The 16,835-nt window shown below is 67.9% G+C and carries 10 protein-coding genes; 3 read left to right on the plus strand and 7 right to left on the minus strand.

Annotated elements, in window-relative coordinates; genetic code table 11:
• Positions 1-7: 7 nt before the first annotated feature.
• From AC2YHA_RS02000 to AC2YHA_RS02020, 5 genes are all read right to left on the minus strand, one after another.
• Complete coding sequence (locus AC2YHA_RS02000; protein WP_487400170.1) at positions 8-754, minus strand: SDR family NAD(P)-dependent oxidoreductase; 747 nt, start codon at positions 752-754, stop codon at positions 8-10.
• Positions 755-881: 127 nt separating this feature from the next.
• On the minus strand, positions 882-2,060 hold the full coding sequence (locus AC2YHA_RS02005) for an aldose 1-epimerase family protein (RefSeq protein ID WP_487400171.1): 1,179 nt from the start codon (positions 2,058-2,060) through the stop codon (positions 882-884).
• A 177-nt stretch (positions 2,061-2,237) separates the two neighbouring features.
• Positions 2,238-2,669: an NIPSNAP family protein gene (locus tag AC2YHA_RS02010; protein ID WP_233783143.1), complete on the minus strand. Its 432-nt coding sequence runs from the start codon at positions 2,667-2,669 to the stop codon at positions 2,238-2,240.
• Between the two features lie 87 nt (positions 2,670-2,756).
• The gene (gene nagA / locus AC2YHA_RS02015) at positions 2,757-3,941 is read right to left on the minus strand and encodes an N-acetylglucosamine-6-phosphate deacetylase (protein ID WP_487400172.1); all 1,185 of its coding nucleotides are present in this window, start codon (positions 3,939-3,941) and stop codon (positions 2,757-2,759) included.
• The gene (locus tag AC2YHA_RS02020) at positions 3,941-4,948 is read right to left on the minus strand and encodes an SIS domain-containing protein (protein WP_487400173.1); all 1,008 of its coding nucleotides are present in this window, start codon (positions 4,946-4,948) and stop codon (positions 3,941-3,943) included. The genes nagA and AC2YHA_RS02020 overlap by 1 nt, the downstream gene beginning before the upstream one ends.
• 409 nt (positions 4,949-5,357) lie before the next feature.
• Between AC2YHA_RS02020 and AC2YHA_RS02025 the strand changes: the two genes are divergently transcribed.
• From AC2YHA_RS02025 to nagE, 3 genes are all read left to right on the plus strand, one after another.
• The gene (locus tag AC2YHA_RS02025; protein WP_487400174.1) at positions 5,358-8,051 is read left to right on the plus strand and encodes a TonB-dependent receptor; all 2,694 of its coding nucleotides are present in this window, start codon (positions 5,358-5,360) and stop codon (positions 8,049-8,051) included.
• 134 nt (positions 8,052-8,185) lie between these two features.
• A complete protein-coding gene (ptsP, locus tag AC2YHA_RS02030; RefSeq protein ID WP_487400175.1) occupies positions 8,186-10,675 on the plus strand; it encodes a phosphoenolpyruvate--protein phosphotransferase in 2,490 nt (829 codons plus the stop codon).
• Positions 10,675-12,354, plus strand: coding sequence for an N-acetylglucosamine-specific PTS transporter subunit IIBC (nagE, locus tag AC2YHA_RS02035; RefSeq protein WP_487401683.1), 1,680 nt, complete (start codon positions 10,675-10,677; stop codon positions 12,352-12,354). The genes ptsP and nagE overlap by 1 nt, the downstream gene beginning before the upstream one ends.
• Before the next feature lie 104 nt (positions 12,355-12,458).
• Here the strand turns inward: nagE and AC2YHA_RS02040 are convergent, their stop codons facing one another.
• Positions 12,459-15,476 (minus strand): TonB-dependent receptor domain-containing protein, encoded by a 3,018-nt coding sequence (locus AC2YHA_RS02040; RefSeq protein WP_487400176.1) that lies wholly within the window; start codon positions 15,474-15,476, stop codon positions 12,459-12,461.
• Positions 15,477-15,492: 16 nt separating this feature from the next.
• Complete coding sequence (locus AC2YHA_RS02045) at positions 15,493-16,509, minus strand: glycosylasparaginase (RefSeq protein WP_487400177.1); 1,017 nt, start codon at positions 16,507-16,509, stop codon at positions 15,493-15,495.
• Positions 16,510-16,835 lie beyond the last annotated feature (326 nt).

Here is a 16,835-nt window from a genome sequence, read left to right on the forward strand (position 1 = left end):
CATGTCCTCAGGCCATGATCCAGCCGCCATTTACGTGCAGCGTCTGGCCGGTGATGAAGCCCGCCTCGTCGGCGGCGAAGAAGGCGATCGCATGGGCGATGTCGGCGGCGGTGCCGCGGCGCTTGATCGCCTGGGCGTCGAGCACCATGCGCTTGTAGCCCTCGGGATCGGGATGGATCTTCTCGGCGTCGGTCGGGAAGGCGCCCGGCGCGATCGCGTTGACGGTGACGCCCCAGCCGCCGAACTCGCGCGCCCACGCCCGCGTGAGGCCGATGAGGGCGGCTTTCGAGGCTACATAGGGCGCGAGGTTCGCCCAGCCGCCCGAGATGGTGATGCTGGAGACGTTGACGATCCGTCCGAAGCCGCGCTCGCGCATTCCCGGCAGCGCCGCCTGCACCGCGACGATGCCGGCGTCGACGTTGACACGCTGGACCGCCTGATGCTCCTCGATCGAGACCTCCTCGAACGGCTTGGCGGGGTAGATGGCGGCATTGTTGATGACGACGTCGAAGCCGCCGGCCTCGTCGAGCAGCCGTTCGAGCTCGGCGCGGAAGCCGGCGAGGTCGGACAGGTCAGCGGTCGAGACGATCAGGCTGCCGGTCTTCACGCTCTCGGCCGCCGTCCGCAGCTTCGCGACCTTCGCCGGATCGTTGTCGACCGCCACGACCGTCGCGCCGCGTCCCATCAGCAGCAGCGTGGTGTCGAGACCGAGCCCACCCGCGGCGCCGGTGTAGAGGACGGTGCGGTTTTTCATAGCTCAAGCCCCTCCCCTTCAGGGGAGGGGTTGGGGGTGGGGGAGTGCGGCAGGCAGGGTGGCCTGAGGATAGCCCCCACCCCGACCCCTCCCCTGAAGGGGAGGGGCTTAACTTTCCGCACCCCCATCACTTTCGGCCTCCGATCGGTGGAAAGTTGCCGGACGGTGCGGGATAATCCTCGCCGGGCTGGAGCGCGACGCTTTCGATGCGCCGGATCGCGTCCTGCACCGCCCCGGCATCGGGCAGCACGCGGAACACGCTGTCGTAGCGCCGCTCCTCGCCATGCTCGAGCCAGATGAGCTCGTCCCGCTCGCGCGCGAACTCCTTGCCGAAGACGTGGTTCGTCGAGGGCTCGATGCCGACGGCATAATGGCCGGCGTGCAGGTTCTGCCACTCGTACATCGCCGGGAACTGCGCCTTCAGCGTCTCCACCTCGAAGCCGAAGCCGAACGCCTCATTGACGATGGCGACATTGACGCGGCCGTCGGCGTCCGGCGCCATGTCGTGCTGCCACACCTGCTCGTGGAAGTTGGCGATCGGCGCGGGGAGGGTGCGATAGCCGACGCCCTGCGCGCGATACTGCTCGGCATGGGCCGCCCACAGCACCTCGCGGATCGGCGCCACGTAGCGCGATCCCTCGGCGACCACCGGATGGCCGACGTTGATGTGGTAGCAGTACATGTGCGGCGTCCGGTAGAAGCCGTGGTTGACGACGCGGTCATGCAGCCGGATCTCGTCGCCGCCGACGCTCGCTTCGATGCGGCGGATGAGGTGCAGGTCCTCGCCGAACACGGTCGCCTGCTGCACCACGCCCTCGGCCCACAGCACGCACTCGTCGCCGTCCCAGCGCTCGCCGTAGCCGGTGAGCCGGGCCGGGATCGTGCCGACCCGGCCGTGAAGCGACGAGGAGACCGACTTGCGCGGGCCGTAGTGGTAGTGGCCGGCGGGATCGTCGTGCATGAACAGGATGTGGTCGAGCCCGCAGGTGATGTTGAGCCCGGACATCGAGCGGAGCCAGGCGAACCCGCCTTCGCCCTCATATTCGTGCAGCCCCGGATGGCGGAACCCCGACGGCGAATGCCACCCGACGGCGCGGCCGGCGTGCTCGCATTCGGCGATGTCCATCGCGCGGTCGACGAGCACGGTGAAGCGCAGGCCCGTGCCGGTGCGGAACTCCAGTTGGCGTATGCCCCGCTCGACCCCGTCGCCGAGCGTCATGAGCCGGACGCCGGCGAACTGCGACAGGCTGCCGGTGCGTTCGGCGAGCGCCTGCCGCGTCATCGCTTCGCCGTAGAGCTGGACCACGCGCCTCTCCGATGTTGTCAGATGTATGATGTTTATGAGGCGGGCGGCTGCGCGTCAACGGCGCTTTCAAGAGGCGCGGCCGTCCGGAAGTCTCCGCCGGCGCCAAGCGAAGATTCCAGCTTTGATTGTCAGGAGGCTCCGATCCTTACGTCCGCAAGTTTCGGATCGCCGCTTCCATCAACGCGGAAGTGAGATGGGGGGCGAGTAGTCGGTCATCGTCATGAACACGCTATCGACCTTCGTCACCAGCTTGCCGCCAGCCTCGGACTTGGCGACTACTGCGCGCCATTCGGGGTCCTCGCCGAAGGCCTTCCAGTCCTCGTCCCTTGCCTGCCGGCTCGGATATGCGAGCACATAGACCACCCGCCCCTCAGGGGAGTCCTTGGTCGGCTGCTCGTTCCAATAGGCGACATTGCGCATGCCGTGCTTCTCGAAAAGCTTGAGCGTATGGTCGCGAAACCGTGCGTTGAGCGCAGCAAGCTTGCCGGGTGCCGGATAGTAGATGCGTAGTTCGTAAACCGCGTCATGCGGATCGAGCGCCGCTCGCTGCGCGAGCGCCATCGTTCCGGTGGCAGCCAGAGCGAAGCAGGCGAAAAGGGCAGGGCGCATTTGGCGGACTCCCGAAGCAGCAGGAAGGACACCTGCCATAGGAGTAGCTGCGGCCGCTTTCCATCCGTCGCGGGTCCTCCCGCCGGCTTACGCCCTCGACAGGAGCGTCTCCCTTCGGCCGCTCGCCGGCGCGGCAGAGGCATCGCGAACGCCGCCGATCCAGGTCGCCGCCGTGCGGAGGTCATCGTCCATCAGGACGAGATCGGCCCGCAAGCCCGGTGCGATCCGGCCAGTCACATGCCCCAGGCCCAGGAACGACGCCGGCACCGCGCTCGCCATCGCGACAGCCTCGGGCAGCGTGAGCCCCAGCATCGTCACCGCATTCCGCACTGCCGCCGCCATGTCGAGGTTCGAGCCGGCGAGCGTTCCCGCCTCGTCGGTGAGCAGGTCGTCCGCTACCCGGATGCGGCGGCCCTGCAGCAGGAACTCGGTGGCGTCGGAGCCGACCGACGGCATCGCGTCGGTGACCAGCATGACCCTGTCGCGCGGCTTGCAGCGCAGCGCGAGGCGCAGCGTCGCCGGGCTGACGTGGTGGCCGTCGACGATGATGCCGCAGGTCAGCTCGTCGCGCTCCAGCGCCGCCCCGACCACGCCCGGCCGGCGCGATCCGAGCGGGGACATGGCGTTGAACAGGTGCGTGATGCCGGTAAGGCCTGCGTCGACCGCCGCATTCACCTCCTCGTAGCTGCCGTTGCTGTGGCCGGCGGCGACGATCACGCCCGCTTCCACCAGCCGGCGCACCATCGTGGGCGTGGTCCGTTCCGGCGCGAGCGTAACGAGCGTGCGGCCGCGCTTCAGCGACGTGAGGACGGCGAAGCCCTCCTCGTCGAGCGGGCGGATCTTGCCGGCGTCGTGGATGCCCTTGCGCTCGACGTTGAGGAAGGGGCCCTCGATATGGATACCGAGCACTCCCGGCACGCCTGCCTCGATCGCGGCATTTACCGCGGCGACGGCACGGCGGATCACGTCGAGGTCGTCGCTGATCAGCGTCGGCAGCAGCCCGGTGGTGCCGAAGCGGCGATGCGCGGAGGCGATTGCGGTGATGCCCTCGACGGTCGGCGCATCGTTGAACAGCACGCCGCCGCCGCCGTTGACCTGCGTGTCGATGAAGCCGGGAACGAGCGAGCCGGACAGCGCCTCTCGTGCGATGTCGCCGGGCAGCTCGGCCGTGGCCGTGATCGCGGCGATACTGCCGTCGTCGATCACCACGGCGGTGCCGCCGCGCCAGGTGCCGTCGACGAGCACGCGATCGGGAATGATGGCCTGGCGCATCAGATGGTCTCGGTCACCTTGGCGAGGCGCGGCGGGTGGTCGGGGTCGAAGCCGCGCCGCAGCGACAGCGCGTTGGCGGCGCGGTAGAAAGCCTGGATCTGCAGCATCGGCTCGATCGCGGGATGGGCGTCGACGTGCGGAAGCTGGATCGCGCCCGCCACCTCGCCGCCGCTCACCAGCACTTCGCCGCCGCGCGCGACGACGTCGGCGACCAGCTCGTCGACGCCGTCGCCGGTCGCGTCGCTCTGGCGGAACACCAGCAGCGGGAAGCCGGGACCCACCAGCGCCATCGGCCCGTGGCGGACCTCGGCGGCGCTGAACGCCTCGGCATGGAGGCCGCAGGTTTCCTTGAACTTGAGCGCCGCTTCCTGCGCGATGCCGAAGCCGAGGCCGCGCCCGATCACGTAGAGGCCGCGCGCCTCGGCCAGCCGATTGACCAGCGGAGTCCAGTTGCTTGCCCACGCCTTGCGCAGCAGGGCAGGCGATTCCCGCACCGCCTCCAGCAGGATGTCGTCCCGGCTCCAGCGTGCGGCCAGATGGAGGAGGCCGGCGAGCGCGGTGATGTAGGATTTGGTGGCGGCCACGCTCACTTCCGGCCCGGCGTGCAGCGGCAGGCAGGTGTCGGCCTCGGCGGCGAGCGGCGAATCGGTCACGTTGACCAGCGCCAGCGTGCGCGCGCCGCCCTGCTTGGCGGTGCGCATCGCGGCGAGGATGTCGGGGCTTTTGCCCGACTGCGAGATGCCGATCGCCAGCATCCCCGAATAATCCGGCGCCGCGCCGTAGACCGAGGCGACTGACGGCGCGGCAGAAGTGGTGACGAGGCCGAGCCGGGTCTCGATCAGATATTTGGCGAAGGTGGCGGCATGATCCGAGCTGCCGCGCGCGAAGGTCACGACGGCGCGCGGGCGCTCGGCGCGGAGCGTCTCCGCCAGCGCCTCGACCGCTTCGGCGTTCGCCGCGAGCTGGCGCGCGACGGCGTCGGCGGATTCGGCGGCCTCCGCGAACATGCGGGTCTCTTGTGCTTGCGTCATTCTGTTCAGATCCGGGTGTCGGGTTCGGCGACGAGATCGTGGCTGCCGGAAAAGCTGTGCCGCTCGATATAAGGCCGCGGCGCGCCGGGTTCGATCCCCGACCGGTCCTGCGCAGCGCGCGGACCCCGGCGACTTTCGCCAAGCGATTCAATTCCCTGGCCCGGAAGCGGCATTGGACCCCCAACCATCGAGTGCTTGCCCAGGCTTGTCGCGCAACAATGGAACCAATGCAATACCATTTTCAGCTGCGAAATGGCTTTCACCGTAACATTGCTGCAAAGAATCCTACTTGACGTTGATCCGTTGCTAGCGGATGGTCTGGTCATTGGTATGCAAGTGGTACAAGAGAAAGCATACCATAGCTATAGCTGCAAAGGGGATGGAGATGAGGTTCAGGGCTTTGTTGATCGGCACCGCCAGCGGCCTCGCGCTGCTCTCGGGAGCCGCATATGCGCAGACGACCGATGCCGCGCCGCAGGCTGCCGAGGAGCAGGGCGAGGATATCGTCGTCACCGGCTATCGCGCTTCGCTGGCGGCCGCGCTCGACACCAAGCGTAACGCCGATGCGATCGTCGATTCGATCAATGCCGAGGATGTCGGCAAGTTTCCCAACACCAATGTCGCCGAGGCGCTGACGCTGGTGCCGGGCGTCACCGTCGACCGCCAGTTCGGCCAGGGCGAGAAGGTCTCGATCCTCGGCACCGACCCGGCGCTCAACCGCACGCTGCTCAACGGCCAGACGGTGGCGTCGGCGGACTGGTTCATCCTCGATTCGCCGGGTCGCACCTTCAACTACGCGCTGCTCGCGCCGCAGCTCATCAACCGCGTCGACGTCTACAAGTCGCCTGAGCCGCGCATCGACGAAGGCTCGATCGGCGGCAACGTCAACGTGGTGACGCGCAAGCCGCTGGAGCTGAAGCCGCTCACCGTCGCGGGCTCGCTCAGCTATCTCTACAACGACCGTTCGAAGAAGGGCGACATCCAGGGCTCGGCGTTGGTCAGCTGGCATAACGAGTCCAAGACCTTCGGCATCCTGGCTGCCTTCCAGCGCAGCAAGGACCGCCTGCGCCGCGACGGTCTGGAGGCCTATGGGTCGATCACCGCGGATTTCTGGAACGGCGCGAACGACGCGAACACCAGTTCGCTCGCGACGCCGGCCGATCCGGTGCCGGGCCGGACCTACACCGGCAACTGCACCGGCGCCTGCGCGACGACGCTGGCCGCCAATCCCGATGCGGTGGCGCCCAATGCGTTCGGCACCTCCTATTTCGAGCAGGGCCGCGAGCGCCTCACCTATTCGGCGACCGCGCAGTGGAAGCCGGTCGACGAACTCACCCTCGAGTTCAACTGGCTCAAGATCGACGCGAAATACAACAACCTCAACCAGTCGATGTACAGCTTCGCGGGCAATACCTGGAACAGCGCCGGCGCGCTGACCGGGATCGAGGTGAAGGACGGCATCGTCACCAGCACGACGCTCAACGACGGGCTGAGCGTGCTCGACGTCCAGTATCGCGAAGCCGAGATGCACTCGGACACCTATCACGCCAAGGCCGGCTGGGACGGCGGCAACTGGGACGTGAACGTCGAGGGCGGCATCTCCGACGCCGACGGCGGCACCAAGCGCCAGGTGTTCCTCGAGTTCCTGAACAAGGCCGACTATACGGTGGACATCGGCGGCGCGCCGGGGCGTCCCGGCTCGATCAGCTACACCACCGACGTGCTCGGCAATCCCGCGGCGTTCGTGACCGATCCCGGCTGGAGCGGCAACACCGTGGCCAAGCCGACCTCCGACAAGGAGCGCTACGCCCAGGCCGATTTCGGCCTCGATCTCGACGGTCCGATCAAGCGGATCCAGGTCGGCTACAAATATCGCCATCACGAGACCGCTCAGGCCTATGCCGGCATCTCGCTTACGGGGTTGTCGGCGCCGGCCTCGCAATTCGATCCCCGCGAGGTGAAGGACAATTACCTGTCGGGCATCAAGGGCGTGAACGACCAGATGAAGGACCGCTTCATCATCAGCGGCCCGTCGATGGTGGATTTCCTCGAGGGCCGGACGCTGCCGACACCGTCGCCGTTCGCCGCGCCCGAGTTCGCCGCCGGCAACTGGGAGGTCAAGGAGAACATCCACGCCCTCTACGGCCAGGCCAACTTCGACGTCGGCGGCCTGCGCGGCAACTTCGGCGTACGCTATGTCCACACCGGCTTCGACAGCGCGGGCTATGTCTGCAATCCCGGCGCGCTCTGCACCGCCGAGGCCGACTGGGCCTGGCAGAGCACCAAGCGCAGCTACGACAACGTGCTGCCCAGTGTGAACATCATCGCCGACGTGAAGCCGAACCTCTTGTTCCGCTTCGCCGCGGCGCAGGTGGTGGCGCGGCCGAACTATGCCGATCTCACCAACTTCTTCTGGCTGTCGGACCAGGTCCTGACCGGCGCCGGCGGCAACCCGGACCTCAAGCCCTACAAGTCCAACAACTTCAACGCATCGCTGGAATGGTATTTCGCGCCGCGCGCGATCCTGTCGGCCGAGGTCTTCTATAAGGACATCAGCAACTACATCCTGTCGCAGACGGTGCCGGAGGAGCATTTCAACCAGTCGCAGAATATGGTGTCGACCTACGACATCAGCCGGCCGTTCAATGCGGGCTCGGCCGAGGTGAAGGGCTTTGCCGTCGCCTATCAGCAGAATCTGCCGCTCGGCTTCGGCATCCTCGCCAACTACACCTTCTCGGACGGCGAGGGACAGGACGGGCGGGACCTGCCGTACAATTCGCGCCATCAGGCGAGCCTCAGCCCCTATTTCGAAAGCGGGCCGGTGGCGATCCGCGGCACCTATACGTGGCGGTCGAAGTATTTCACCGGCATCGACCGCGGCGACGAGATGTACGTGCGCGACACCGCTAACGTCGATGTGTCGGCGACTTATAATTTCACGCCGAACGTAGGGCTGACGCTCGCGGGCATGAACCTGACCGACAGCGAATATTACGGCTACGCCAACACGCCGCGCCTGCCGCGCAGCGTGTACCGTACCGGGCGCAAGCTGCTCGCCACGGTCAACGTCAACTTCTGACCCATGGGTTCGAGCTGAAACACATCGCCGGGCGGCGGAAAGGGGCCTTCTCCTTCCGCCGCCCTTCTTTTTTGTCCGTGAAAGCAGCGTAAGTTGATGTCCATGCCGTTCCCAATCCCCACGATCGTCCGTCGATGCTGCGCAATGCCGGAGCCGATCGCGTGACGGGGGCGGGAGACGGCATCGCCCTGCTCGCGCCGTTCGCGGGCTGGCTGGCGCCGCTCGACGAGGTGCCGGACCCGGTGTTCGCCGAGCGCATGATGGGTGACGGCTTCGCGATCGATCCGGTCGAGGGCCTGCTCCGCGCGCCGGCCGACGGCATTGTGCTGTCGATCCCGGCGAGCGCCCATGCCGTGACGCTGCGGCTGGAGAATGGTGCGGAGCTGCTGCTCCACATCGGCCTGGAGACGGTCGCGCTGGCGGGGAAGGGCTTCACGCCCAAGGTTGCGGCCGGCGCGTCCGTGCGCGCCGGCGATCCGCTGATCGCCTTCGATCTCGACGCGGTGGGCGAGGCCGCCAAGGCGCTCATCACGCCGATGGTGGTGGCGAACGAAGGCTATGCGCTCGCCGTCGACCGACCCGGCCGCGAGGTGGCTGCTGGGGAAGCGGTAGCCCGCATTACCGGTGGAGCACCGTCGGTGGCGGGGACGACGCCGGCAACCGACGAGCGCTACGAACGCGAGCTGCGCGTGGCGGCGCCGCACGGCATCCATGCCCGTCCCGCCGCGCGGATCGCCGCCGCGCTCAAGCCCTTCGTGGCGGAGGTGGAGATCCGGCGCGGCAAGCATGTCGCCAATGCGCGCAGCACGGTCGCGCTGCTCGGTCTCGGCGCGACGCTTGGCGAAACCATTACGCTCACCGCCAGCGGTGCCGATGCACGGGCGGCGGTCGACGCGGTCGCGGCGCTACTCGACCGCATCGCCAAGGAGGAGGCCGCAGAGCCGATCGTCGCGGCGGCACCTGCGCCGCCCGGACGGCCGGTCTGCGCTTCGCCGGGCCTCGCGATCGGGCAGGCGGTGCAGCTTCGTTCGGTGGATATCGAGGTGCCGGTGGATGGCAGGGGCATCGCGCAGGAGCGCGCGGCGCTTGCCGATGCGTTGCGGCAGGTATCGGATGCGCTGGCAGGCGGCTCGGGCACGGCCGCCGCGGTCGCCGAGGCGCATCGCGCGCTGCTCGCCGATCCGGAGCTCGGCACGACGGCGGAGCACGCGATCGCGGAAGGGCGCAGCGCCGCCTTCGCCTGGCGCGCGGCGAGCCGGCAGGCGGCTGATACGATCCGGGCGACCGGCGATCCGCTGCTGATGGAGCGTGTCGCCGACCTCGCCGATCTCGAGCGGCAGGTGATCGGCGTACTGACGGGGGAAAGCGGGGTGGCCGTCCCGACGCTGCCGCCCGATGCGATCCTGATTGCCGAGGACCTGCTGCCTTCGCAATTCCTCGCGCTCGACAAGGGCCGGCTCGCCGGCATCTGCACCGCTGCGGGCGGGCCGACCGCCCATGTCGCGATCCTTGCAGCGTCAGCCGGCATTCCGATGATCGTCGCTGCGGGACCCGCGGTGCTCGACATCGTCGAGGGCGCAACCGTGATCCTCGATGCCGACGCCGCCACGATCGCTGCCGATCCCGATGCGCCGGCGCTCGCCGCCGCGAGCGAGCGGTTGGCGCGCGTGCGCGAGCGTCGGGCGGCGGAGCTCGAAGCCGCGCATGGCGAAGGCCGCATGGCCGACGGCACGCGCATCGAGATCTTCGCCAATCTGGGATCGACCGCCGATGCCGCCGCCGCGGTGAAGGCGGGCGCGGAAGGCTGCGGTCTGCTTCGGACCGAATTCCTGTTCCTCGACCGCGAGACCGCACCGGACGAGGAGGAGCAGCGCGACTGCTACGCCCGCATCGCCGCCACGCTCGGCGAGCGTCCGCTGATCGTGCGCACGCTCGACATCGGAGGCGACAAGCCGGTGCCCTACCTCCCGATGCCGGCCGAGGAGAATCCGGCGCTCGGCGTGCGCGGCGTGCGGCTGAGCCTCGCGCGGCCCGACCTCATGCGGCTCCAATATCGCGCGATCCTGCGCGGCGTGCCGGGCGAGCAATGCCGGATCATGCTGCCGATGGTCGCCGATCTCGGGGACTATCGCGCCGCGCGGGCGATGCTTGAGGAAACCGCGGCCGAGCTTGGCATCGTTGCCCCGCCGCTCGGCGTGATGATCGAAACCCCGGCGGCCGCGATGCTGGCGGGTCAGATCGCGCGGGAGGCCGCTTTCCTCTCGATCGGCACCAACGATCTCACCCAATATGCACTCGCCGCCGATCGCGGCAATGCCGGCGTCTCGCAGCGGCTCGACGCATTGCATCCCGCCGTGCTGCGGCTGATCCGGGAGGTGGGGAAGGGCGCGCGCGAGGCTGGCCGCTGGGCCGGGGTATGCGGAGGGCTCGCATCCGATCCGCTGGCGGCGCCGATCCTGATCGGCCTCGGCATCACCGAGCTTTCCGCCACGCCGGCCGCGATCCCGCGGCTGAAGGCAGTGGTGCGCGAGCTGACGATGGAGCGCTGCGTCGCGCTCGCCGAACGGGCGTGCGAGGCGGAGTCGGCGGACGAGGTACGCGCGATCGCGCGGGAGACGATATGATGAAGCTCGACCTATCCGCGGCACTGGCCCGACTCCAGCCGCTCGGCCGCGCGCTGATGCTGCCGATCGCGGTGCTGCCGATCGCGGCGCTGCTGCTCCGCCTCGGCCAGCCCGACGTGCTGAACATCGCCTTCATCACCGCGGCGGGCGATGCGATCTTCTCGAACCTGGGGCTGCTGTTCGCGGCCGGCGTCGCCGTGGGGCTGGCGCGCGAGAACCATGGCGCGGCGGCGCTGGCCGGCGTGGTCGCCTATCTCGTCGCGGTCGAGGGCGCCAAGACGCTGCTCACGCTCCCGCCCGACCTCGTCTCGGCGGTTGCGGCGGAGCAGGCGGTCTGGCGCGCCAAGGAGATCGCCAAGCTGAGTGTGCCGGCGGGCCTTTCCGCCGGCATCGTCGCCGGTCTGCTCTACAACCGCTTCTACGCGATTAAGCTGCCCGATTATCTCGCCTTCTTCGGCGGCCGCCGTTTCGTGCCGATCGCGGCGGGTTTCGCGGGCCTCATCGGAGCCCTGCTGTTCGGGCTCGGCTTTCCCTGGTTCGAGAGCGGTGTCGACAGCCTGAGCCGCTGGGTGCTGGGCGCAGGGCCGATCGGCCTGTTCCTGTTCGGCGTGCTCAACCGGCTGCTGCTGATCACCGGCCTCCATCACATCATCAACAACGTCGCCTGGTTCCTGCTCGGCGACTTCCATGGCGCGACGGGCGATCTCAAGCGCTTCTTCGCAGGCGATCCGAGCGCCGGCGCCTTCATGGCCGGTTTCTTCCCGGTGATGATGTTCGGCCTGCCCGCCGCCTGCCTCGCCATGTATCGCAATGCGCTGCCCGAACGGCGCAAGGCGGTCGGCGGCCTGCTGCTGAGCCTGGCGCTCACCTCGTTCCTGACGGGGGTGACCGAGCCGATCGAGTTCAGCTTCATCTTCCTGGCGCCGTTGCTCTACCTCCTCCATGCCGTGCTGACCGGCGTGTCGATGGCGGTGATGAACCTGTTGGGGGTGAAGCTCGGCTTCGGCTTCTCCGCGGGGCTGTTCGATTATGTCCTGAACTATGGGCTGTCGACGCGGCCGCTGCTGCTGCTGCCGGTCGGCGCGGCCTATTTCGCGATCTACTATTTCACCTTCAGCTGGTGCATCCGCCGCTTCGACCTGAAGACGCCCGGCCGTGAAGCCGAGGCGGTTGCGACACCGTCCGCCTCGACTGGACGAGGACGCGGCGCGGACATGGTGGCGGCGTTGGGCGGTGGCGCCAACATCCGGTCGGTCGGAGCCTGCACCACACGCCTGCGGCTGGTCGTCGCGGACCAGACTGCGGCGGACGATGCTGCGCTCAAGGCGCTCGGCGCGCGCGGGATCGTGCGACTTGCCGATGGCGGGCTGCAGGTGATCCTGGGCCCGATCGCCGATCAGGTCGCGGGCGAGATACGCGACGCGCTCGCCGCCGCTCCGGCAGGACCTGTACCTGTTCCCGCGCTCGATGCCGCGGCGATCGCCAAGGTGCTGCAGCCCGCGGGTATAAGATCGGTGTCGGCCAATGCCACGCGGTTGATCCTGGATATCACCGACAGCAGTGCCGTCGATGCCGAAGCGCTCAAGGCCGCCGGGGTGCGGGCGGTCGCCAGTGGTCCTCGTCTTCACCTGATCGTCGGGCCGACTGCCCCCAGCCTCGCGAAGCAACTGCTAGGCTAGGCTAGCCCTCTACAGCCGCAAATTACTCTGGGCGGCGCAGCTTCTCCGAAAAAAAACGGCCCGCCTCCGAAGAGGCAGGCCGAGCGGGGAGGAACTGCGAGGGTTCAGAAGTTGACGGTGGCGCCGACCGCGATCTGGCGGCCCAGCGAGTCGTAGCGCGCCGACAGCGTGTTGTTGCGCGACAGGCCGTAGCTGTACGAGTTCGGCAGGATCGGCGGCGTCTTGTCGAGGATGTTGTTGGCCGCGATCCGGAACGAGAAGCTCTTCTGCACGCGGAAGTTCAGCGCCAGGTCGAAATAGTCGTAGGCGCCGATCCGATAGAAGGTCGTCCGCTCGCCCTCCGGCGTCCAGCCGAGGTTCGGATCGCCCGAGTTGGTGACGTTGGTCAGTGGCCCCAGGTGGCGCCAGTTGAGCGAGGCGCTGAAGAACTGGTCCGCGGTGGTGTAGGTCGCGCGCAGGTTGTGCGTCCACTTCGGGATCAGCTGGCCGCAGCCGCCGCCGTAATAGCCGGCACAGTTGTACTTCGGCAGGATCGGCGAATCCTGGCCGCCGGCGAGAGTGGTCAGCGAGCCCGAGAAGTCGAAGTCCAGGCGGCCGGCGGCGCCGAGGCCGAGGTTGTACTGGGCCTGGAAATCCCAGCCGTGCGACTTGCTCTTATAGTAGTTGGTCGTGCCGCCGCGGAGGAAGCCGGTGGCGGGGTTGGTGCCCGGGTTGCTGTACAGCGTGCCGTCCGCGTTGCGCACGAACATGCTGCAGAAGAATTCCTGACCGGTGGCAAGGCAGCCGTTCGAGAAATAGTCGTAGTCGTTGTAGCCGATCGAGTCCTTGAGATCGATCAGGAAGCGGTCGACCGAGAAGGTCAGGCCCTTGATGAAGCGCGGCCGCAGCAGCACGCCGAACGTCTTGGTATAGGCGGTCTCCGGATTGACCGTGAAACCGCCGCGGCGGACGGTGCAGCCGATGTCGGTCGGGCAGAGCAGGGTCGGGCTGCCGTAGAGGCTGTCGGCGAGGCCGGTGGCGCGGCATACCTCCTGCGAGGCCTGCGGAGCGCCGTAGATCGGCACCTGCTGACCGTTCGGACCGGTGGTATAGCCGGTGATTGTCGGCGCGCAGATGTCGTTGAAGGTCGGGACGATCCGGTCATAGCTGATGTTGCTGCCCTGGAAGGCCTCGACCACGGTCGGGGCGCGCTGGGCGCGGTTGATCGAGCCGCGGAAGGTGATGTCGCGGACCGGCGACCAGATCGCCTCCGCCTTCCACGTCGAGAAGGTGTCGGGATTGCTGCTGTACTTCGACAGGCGGTAGGCGCCGTTGAACTGAAGCAGCTCTGCGAACGGCTTCTTCTCGATGATCGGCGCCTGGAGCTCGACATTGCCTTCCCAGGCATGCTGGCTGAGGCTCTGGTCGGTGCCGCCGTAGCGTTCGCGCCAGAGGTCGTCGGCATAGCCCTTCAGCTGGTCCTCACGATATTCGGCGCCGAACGCGACCGCCAGGCCCTGCTCGGCCCACGGGCTCTTGATCCCATAGGTGCCGAGATCGCCCTGCACCGTCGCGACGACGTTGTAGAGCGTGTTGATCGTGGTCTGGTTGGCGTAGCTGCCTTCGACGAGATAATCGAACAGCGCGCTGTTGTTGTACGGGGAATTGGCGCTGAACGGATCGAACGGCAGGCAGCCGTCGGCGGTGCCCGAGGCGCAGGCGGGGGTGCCGTTGACGTTGACGACGTTCAGCGCGTTGTTGACGCGGTCGAAGTCGGGCATGGCCCAGGACCAGTCCTGGCGGTTGCGCGCGTAGACGCCGCCGACGTCGTAGTTCCAGCCCTTCGCGAACTCGCCGCGCACGCCCGCCGAGATGCGCGTGCCCTTGTTCAGATAGAGATCGTCCAGGGCAGGGGCGCCGTTGAAGCGGTAGCGGACCTCGATCGGCACCATCGTGCTGGTGCCGGCGGCGGCGCCGCAGATCGTCGACGCCTGCGCCGCCGACAGGAACGGATTGTCGCAGTTCACCTGATACGGGGTGCTGCCGTCGCCATAGGCGGTCGAGCTCAGCACCCGCGCCGGATAGGGGTTCGCCGAGCGGTCGCGGAACCACATCACATTGGCATAGAGCTCGACGGCGTTCGAGATCTCGAAGGAGGTGAAGCCGCCGGCGTTCCAGCGCTTGTTCCGCCGCTGGAAGGAATAGCCGTCATAGGGATTGGCCGCGACCGCGTCCGAATAGGGCACGAAGGTGCGGGTGCCGTCCGGATTGTTGACATATTGCGCGCCGTCGTTCGCGCCGGTGCGCGGCGAGATATAGCCGTTCGGGGTGTAGGTAGAGACGGTGCAGGTGAGGGGACCGTCCTTGACCGCCTGGCTCAGCTGGCAGCCCGAGGTCTCGCGCGACATGTAGGGGACCAGGTCGCCCTGGCGATAGTTGACATAGCCCGAGATGTGGAAGCGGTCGTCGAACAGCTTCTTGCCTGCCGTCAGCGACAGGTCGACGCGGCCGCCGTCGAAGGCGTTCCCCCTGGCGGGCTGGGTGAAGCCGTATTGGCTCGCGACCTCGGAGACGAGGCCCGGCTTGTTCTCGTGCGCGTAGAAATTGTAGTTGGCGTTGAGCTGGACGCCCTCGAAGTCCGGCTTCATGATGAAGTTGACGACGCCGGCTACCGCGTCCGAGCCGTAGACCGCCGAGGCGCCGCCGGTCAGCACGTCGACCCGCTCGATCAGCGAGGTCGGGATCATGTTGACGTCCTCGCCGTTCATCGTGCCGAGGCGCTTGCCGTCGACCAGCACCAGCGTGCGCTCGAAGCCGAGGTTGCGCAGCTTCAGGCGCTGGCGGCCGTCCGAATCCTGGTAGTTCTGCTGGCTGTCCGGCGCGATCTGCGGCAGCCGGTTCATCACTTCCTCGATGTTCACCGCGGCCTGGGCGCGGATCGAATCGGCGGTGACGGACTGGATCGGCGCGGCGGCGGTGGTGTTCGGTCGGTTGATCCGCGAGCCGGTGACGACGATCTCGCGATCGGCGACGTCGTTCGACGCGAGCTGGGTCGGGCCGTCTGCCTCCTGCGCCATGGCGGGCATCGCAGATAGGCCGGTGATGCAGGTGGAGGCTAACAGCAGCGCGTGGAAGGATTTCATGGTCGATCCCCTTTGATCATCTTTTGTGTGGCGATGTCGTGCCGGCCGCGCCGTTGAGGCTGTCGGCAGGTTGAACCCTGGTGGCGCCGCTCTCGTCGGTGACGGCGTAGGTGAAGCCCGGCTGCAGCGCGTAGGCGCCGACGGCGCCGTGACGGTCGATTGCCAGGAAGGCGACCTGCGCGTCCTTGACCGCGTCGCCGCGCAGCCGGGCGATGTGCTGGACGGCCTCGCGGCAGGCGGCCATCGGCGACAGGCCGGCGCGCATTGACGCCACCACGCGCGCCGAGCCGGCGATCCGCGTCACTTCCTCGCCGACGCCCGTCGCGGTGGCGGCGCCGACGCCGGGCTCGACCAGCAGGCCGCAGCCCGACTGGGGCGAATCGCCCACGCGGCCGCGCAGCTTGAACGCCATGCCCGAAGTGGTGCAGCCGCCGGCCAACCGTCCGTCGGGCGCGCAGGCAAGGATGCCCAGCGTGTCGTGGTCGAGCGCGGTGCCGCGCTGGTTCTCGATGTTGACGATCGGCTTGTATTTCGCGGTCTTGAGCCATTCGCGCCACGCCGCCTCGGCCTCGGGCGTGAGCAGGCGGGTGGTGGCGAAGCCTTGTTCCAGCGCGAACTGGCGGGCGCCTTCGCCGACCAATATCGTGTGCGGCGTCTTCTCCATCACGCGCCGCGCGACCGAGATCGGGTGGAGGATATCCTCCAGCGCCGCGACCGCGCCGACGTTGCCGCGATCGTCCATGATGATGGCATCGAGCGTCACGTGGCCGTCGCGATCCGGATAGCCGCCGAGGCCGACCGAGTGATTGGCGGGATCCGCCTCGGGAACCTGCGCGCCTGCTTCGATGGCGTCGAGCAGCGATCCGCCCGCCTTCCATCGCGCATAAGCCGCGGCGTTAGCGGCGGCACCGAAATCCCAGGTCGATACGATGAGAGCGCGGGCCCGAGGCTGCGCTGCCGCCGTCCGGGGCAGGCCGGCCAGGGCAGCTCCGCCCAATCCCATCGCCAAAGCGCCGCGGCGCGACGTGCCCATCGCTGTCTTCCCCAATGATGGGAGCGTTATCATTCCGTCGCGCCCATGCAACGAGATTGTCATAGATGAAAAATCAATTCAATACCAAAAAGCAAATTGGTTTTATCGTGCGCCTATCCAAGATCATCCTTCCGCATGTTGTGGTGCGCGTTGGGAATTTCCTCGGCGGCGGTTGACGCAGGCGCGCAGCCGGGAGCCGCCGATCGACCGGCTTTGAGGGATGGATGGCTTCAACCCATCCCCACCGTCACCCGGCCTTGTTCCGGGATCCACGGGGAGGCAAGAGCAGGACAAGAGGCTTGAGTGCGACCAGGGAGGCCCGGTGG

The sequence above is a fragment of the Sphingomonas sp. SRI_018 genome (assembly GCF_057586275.1).

Coding starts and splice junctions, on each gene's coding strand:
- AC2YHA_RS02000 (WP_487400170.1), bottom strand. CDS start 754: ATGAAAAACCGCACCGTCCTCTACACCGGCGCCGCGGGTGGGCTCGGT.
- AC2YHA_RS02010 (WP_233783143.1), bottom strand. CDS start 2,669: ATGCGCCCTGCCCTTTTCGCCTGCTTCGCTCTGGCTGCCACCGGAACG.
- nagA (WP_487400172.1), bottom strand. CDS start 3,941: ATGCGCCAGGCCATCATTCCCGATCGCGTGCTCGTCGACGGCACCTGG.
- AC2YHA_RS02020 (WP_487400173.1), bottom strand. CDS start 4,948: ATGTTCGCGGAGGCCGCCGAATCCGCCGACGCCGTCGCGCGCCAGCTC.
- AC2YHA_RS02025 (WP_487400174.1), top strand. CDS start 5,358: ATGAGGTTCAGGGCTTTGTTGATCGGCACCGCCAGCGGCCTCGCGCTG.
- ptsP (WP_487400175.1), top strand. CDS start 8,186: ATGCTGCGCAATGCCGGAGCCGATCGCGTGACGGGGGCGGGAGACGGC.
- nagE (WP_487401683.1), top strand. CDS start 10,675: ATGAAGCTCGACCTATCCGCGGCACTGGCCCGACTCCAGCCGCTCGGC.
- AC2YHA_RS02040 (WP_487400176.1), bottom strand. CDS start 15,476: ATGAAATCCTTCCACGCGCTGCTGTTAGCCTCCACCTGCATCACCGGC.
- AC2YHA_RS02045 (WP_487400177.1), bottom strand. CDS start 16,509: ATGGGCACGTCGCGCCGCGGCGCTTTGGCGATGGGATTGGGCGGAGCT.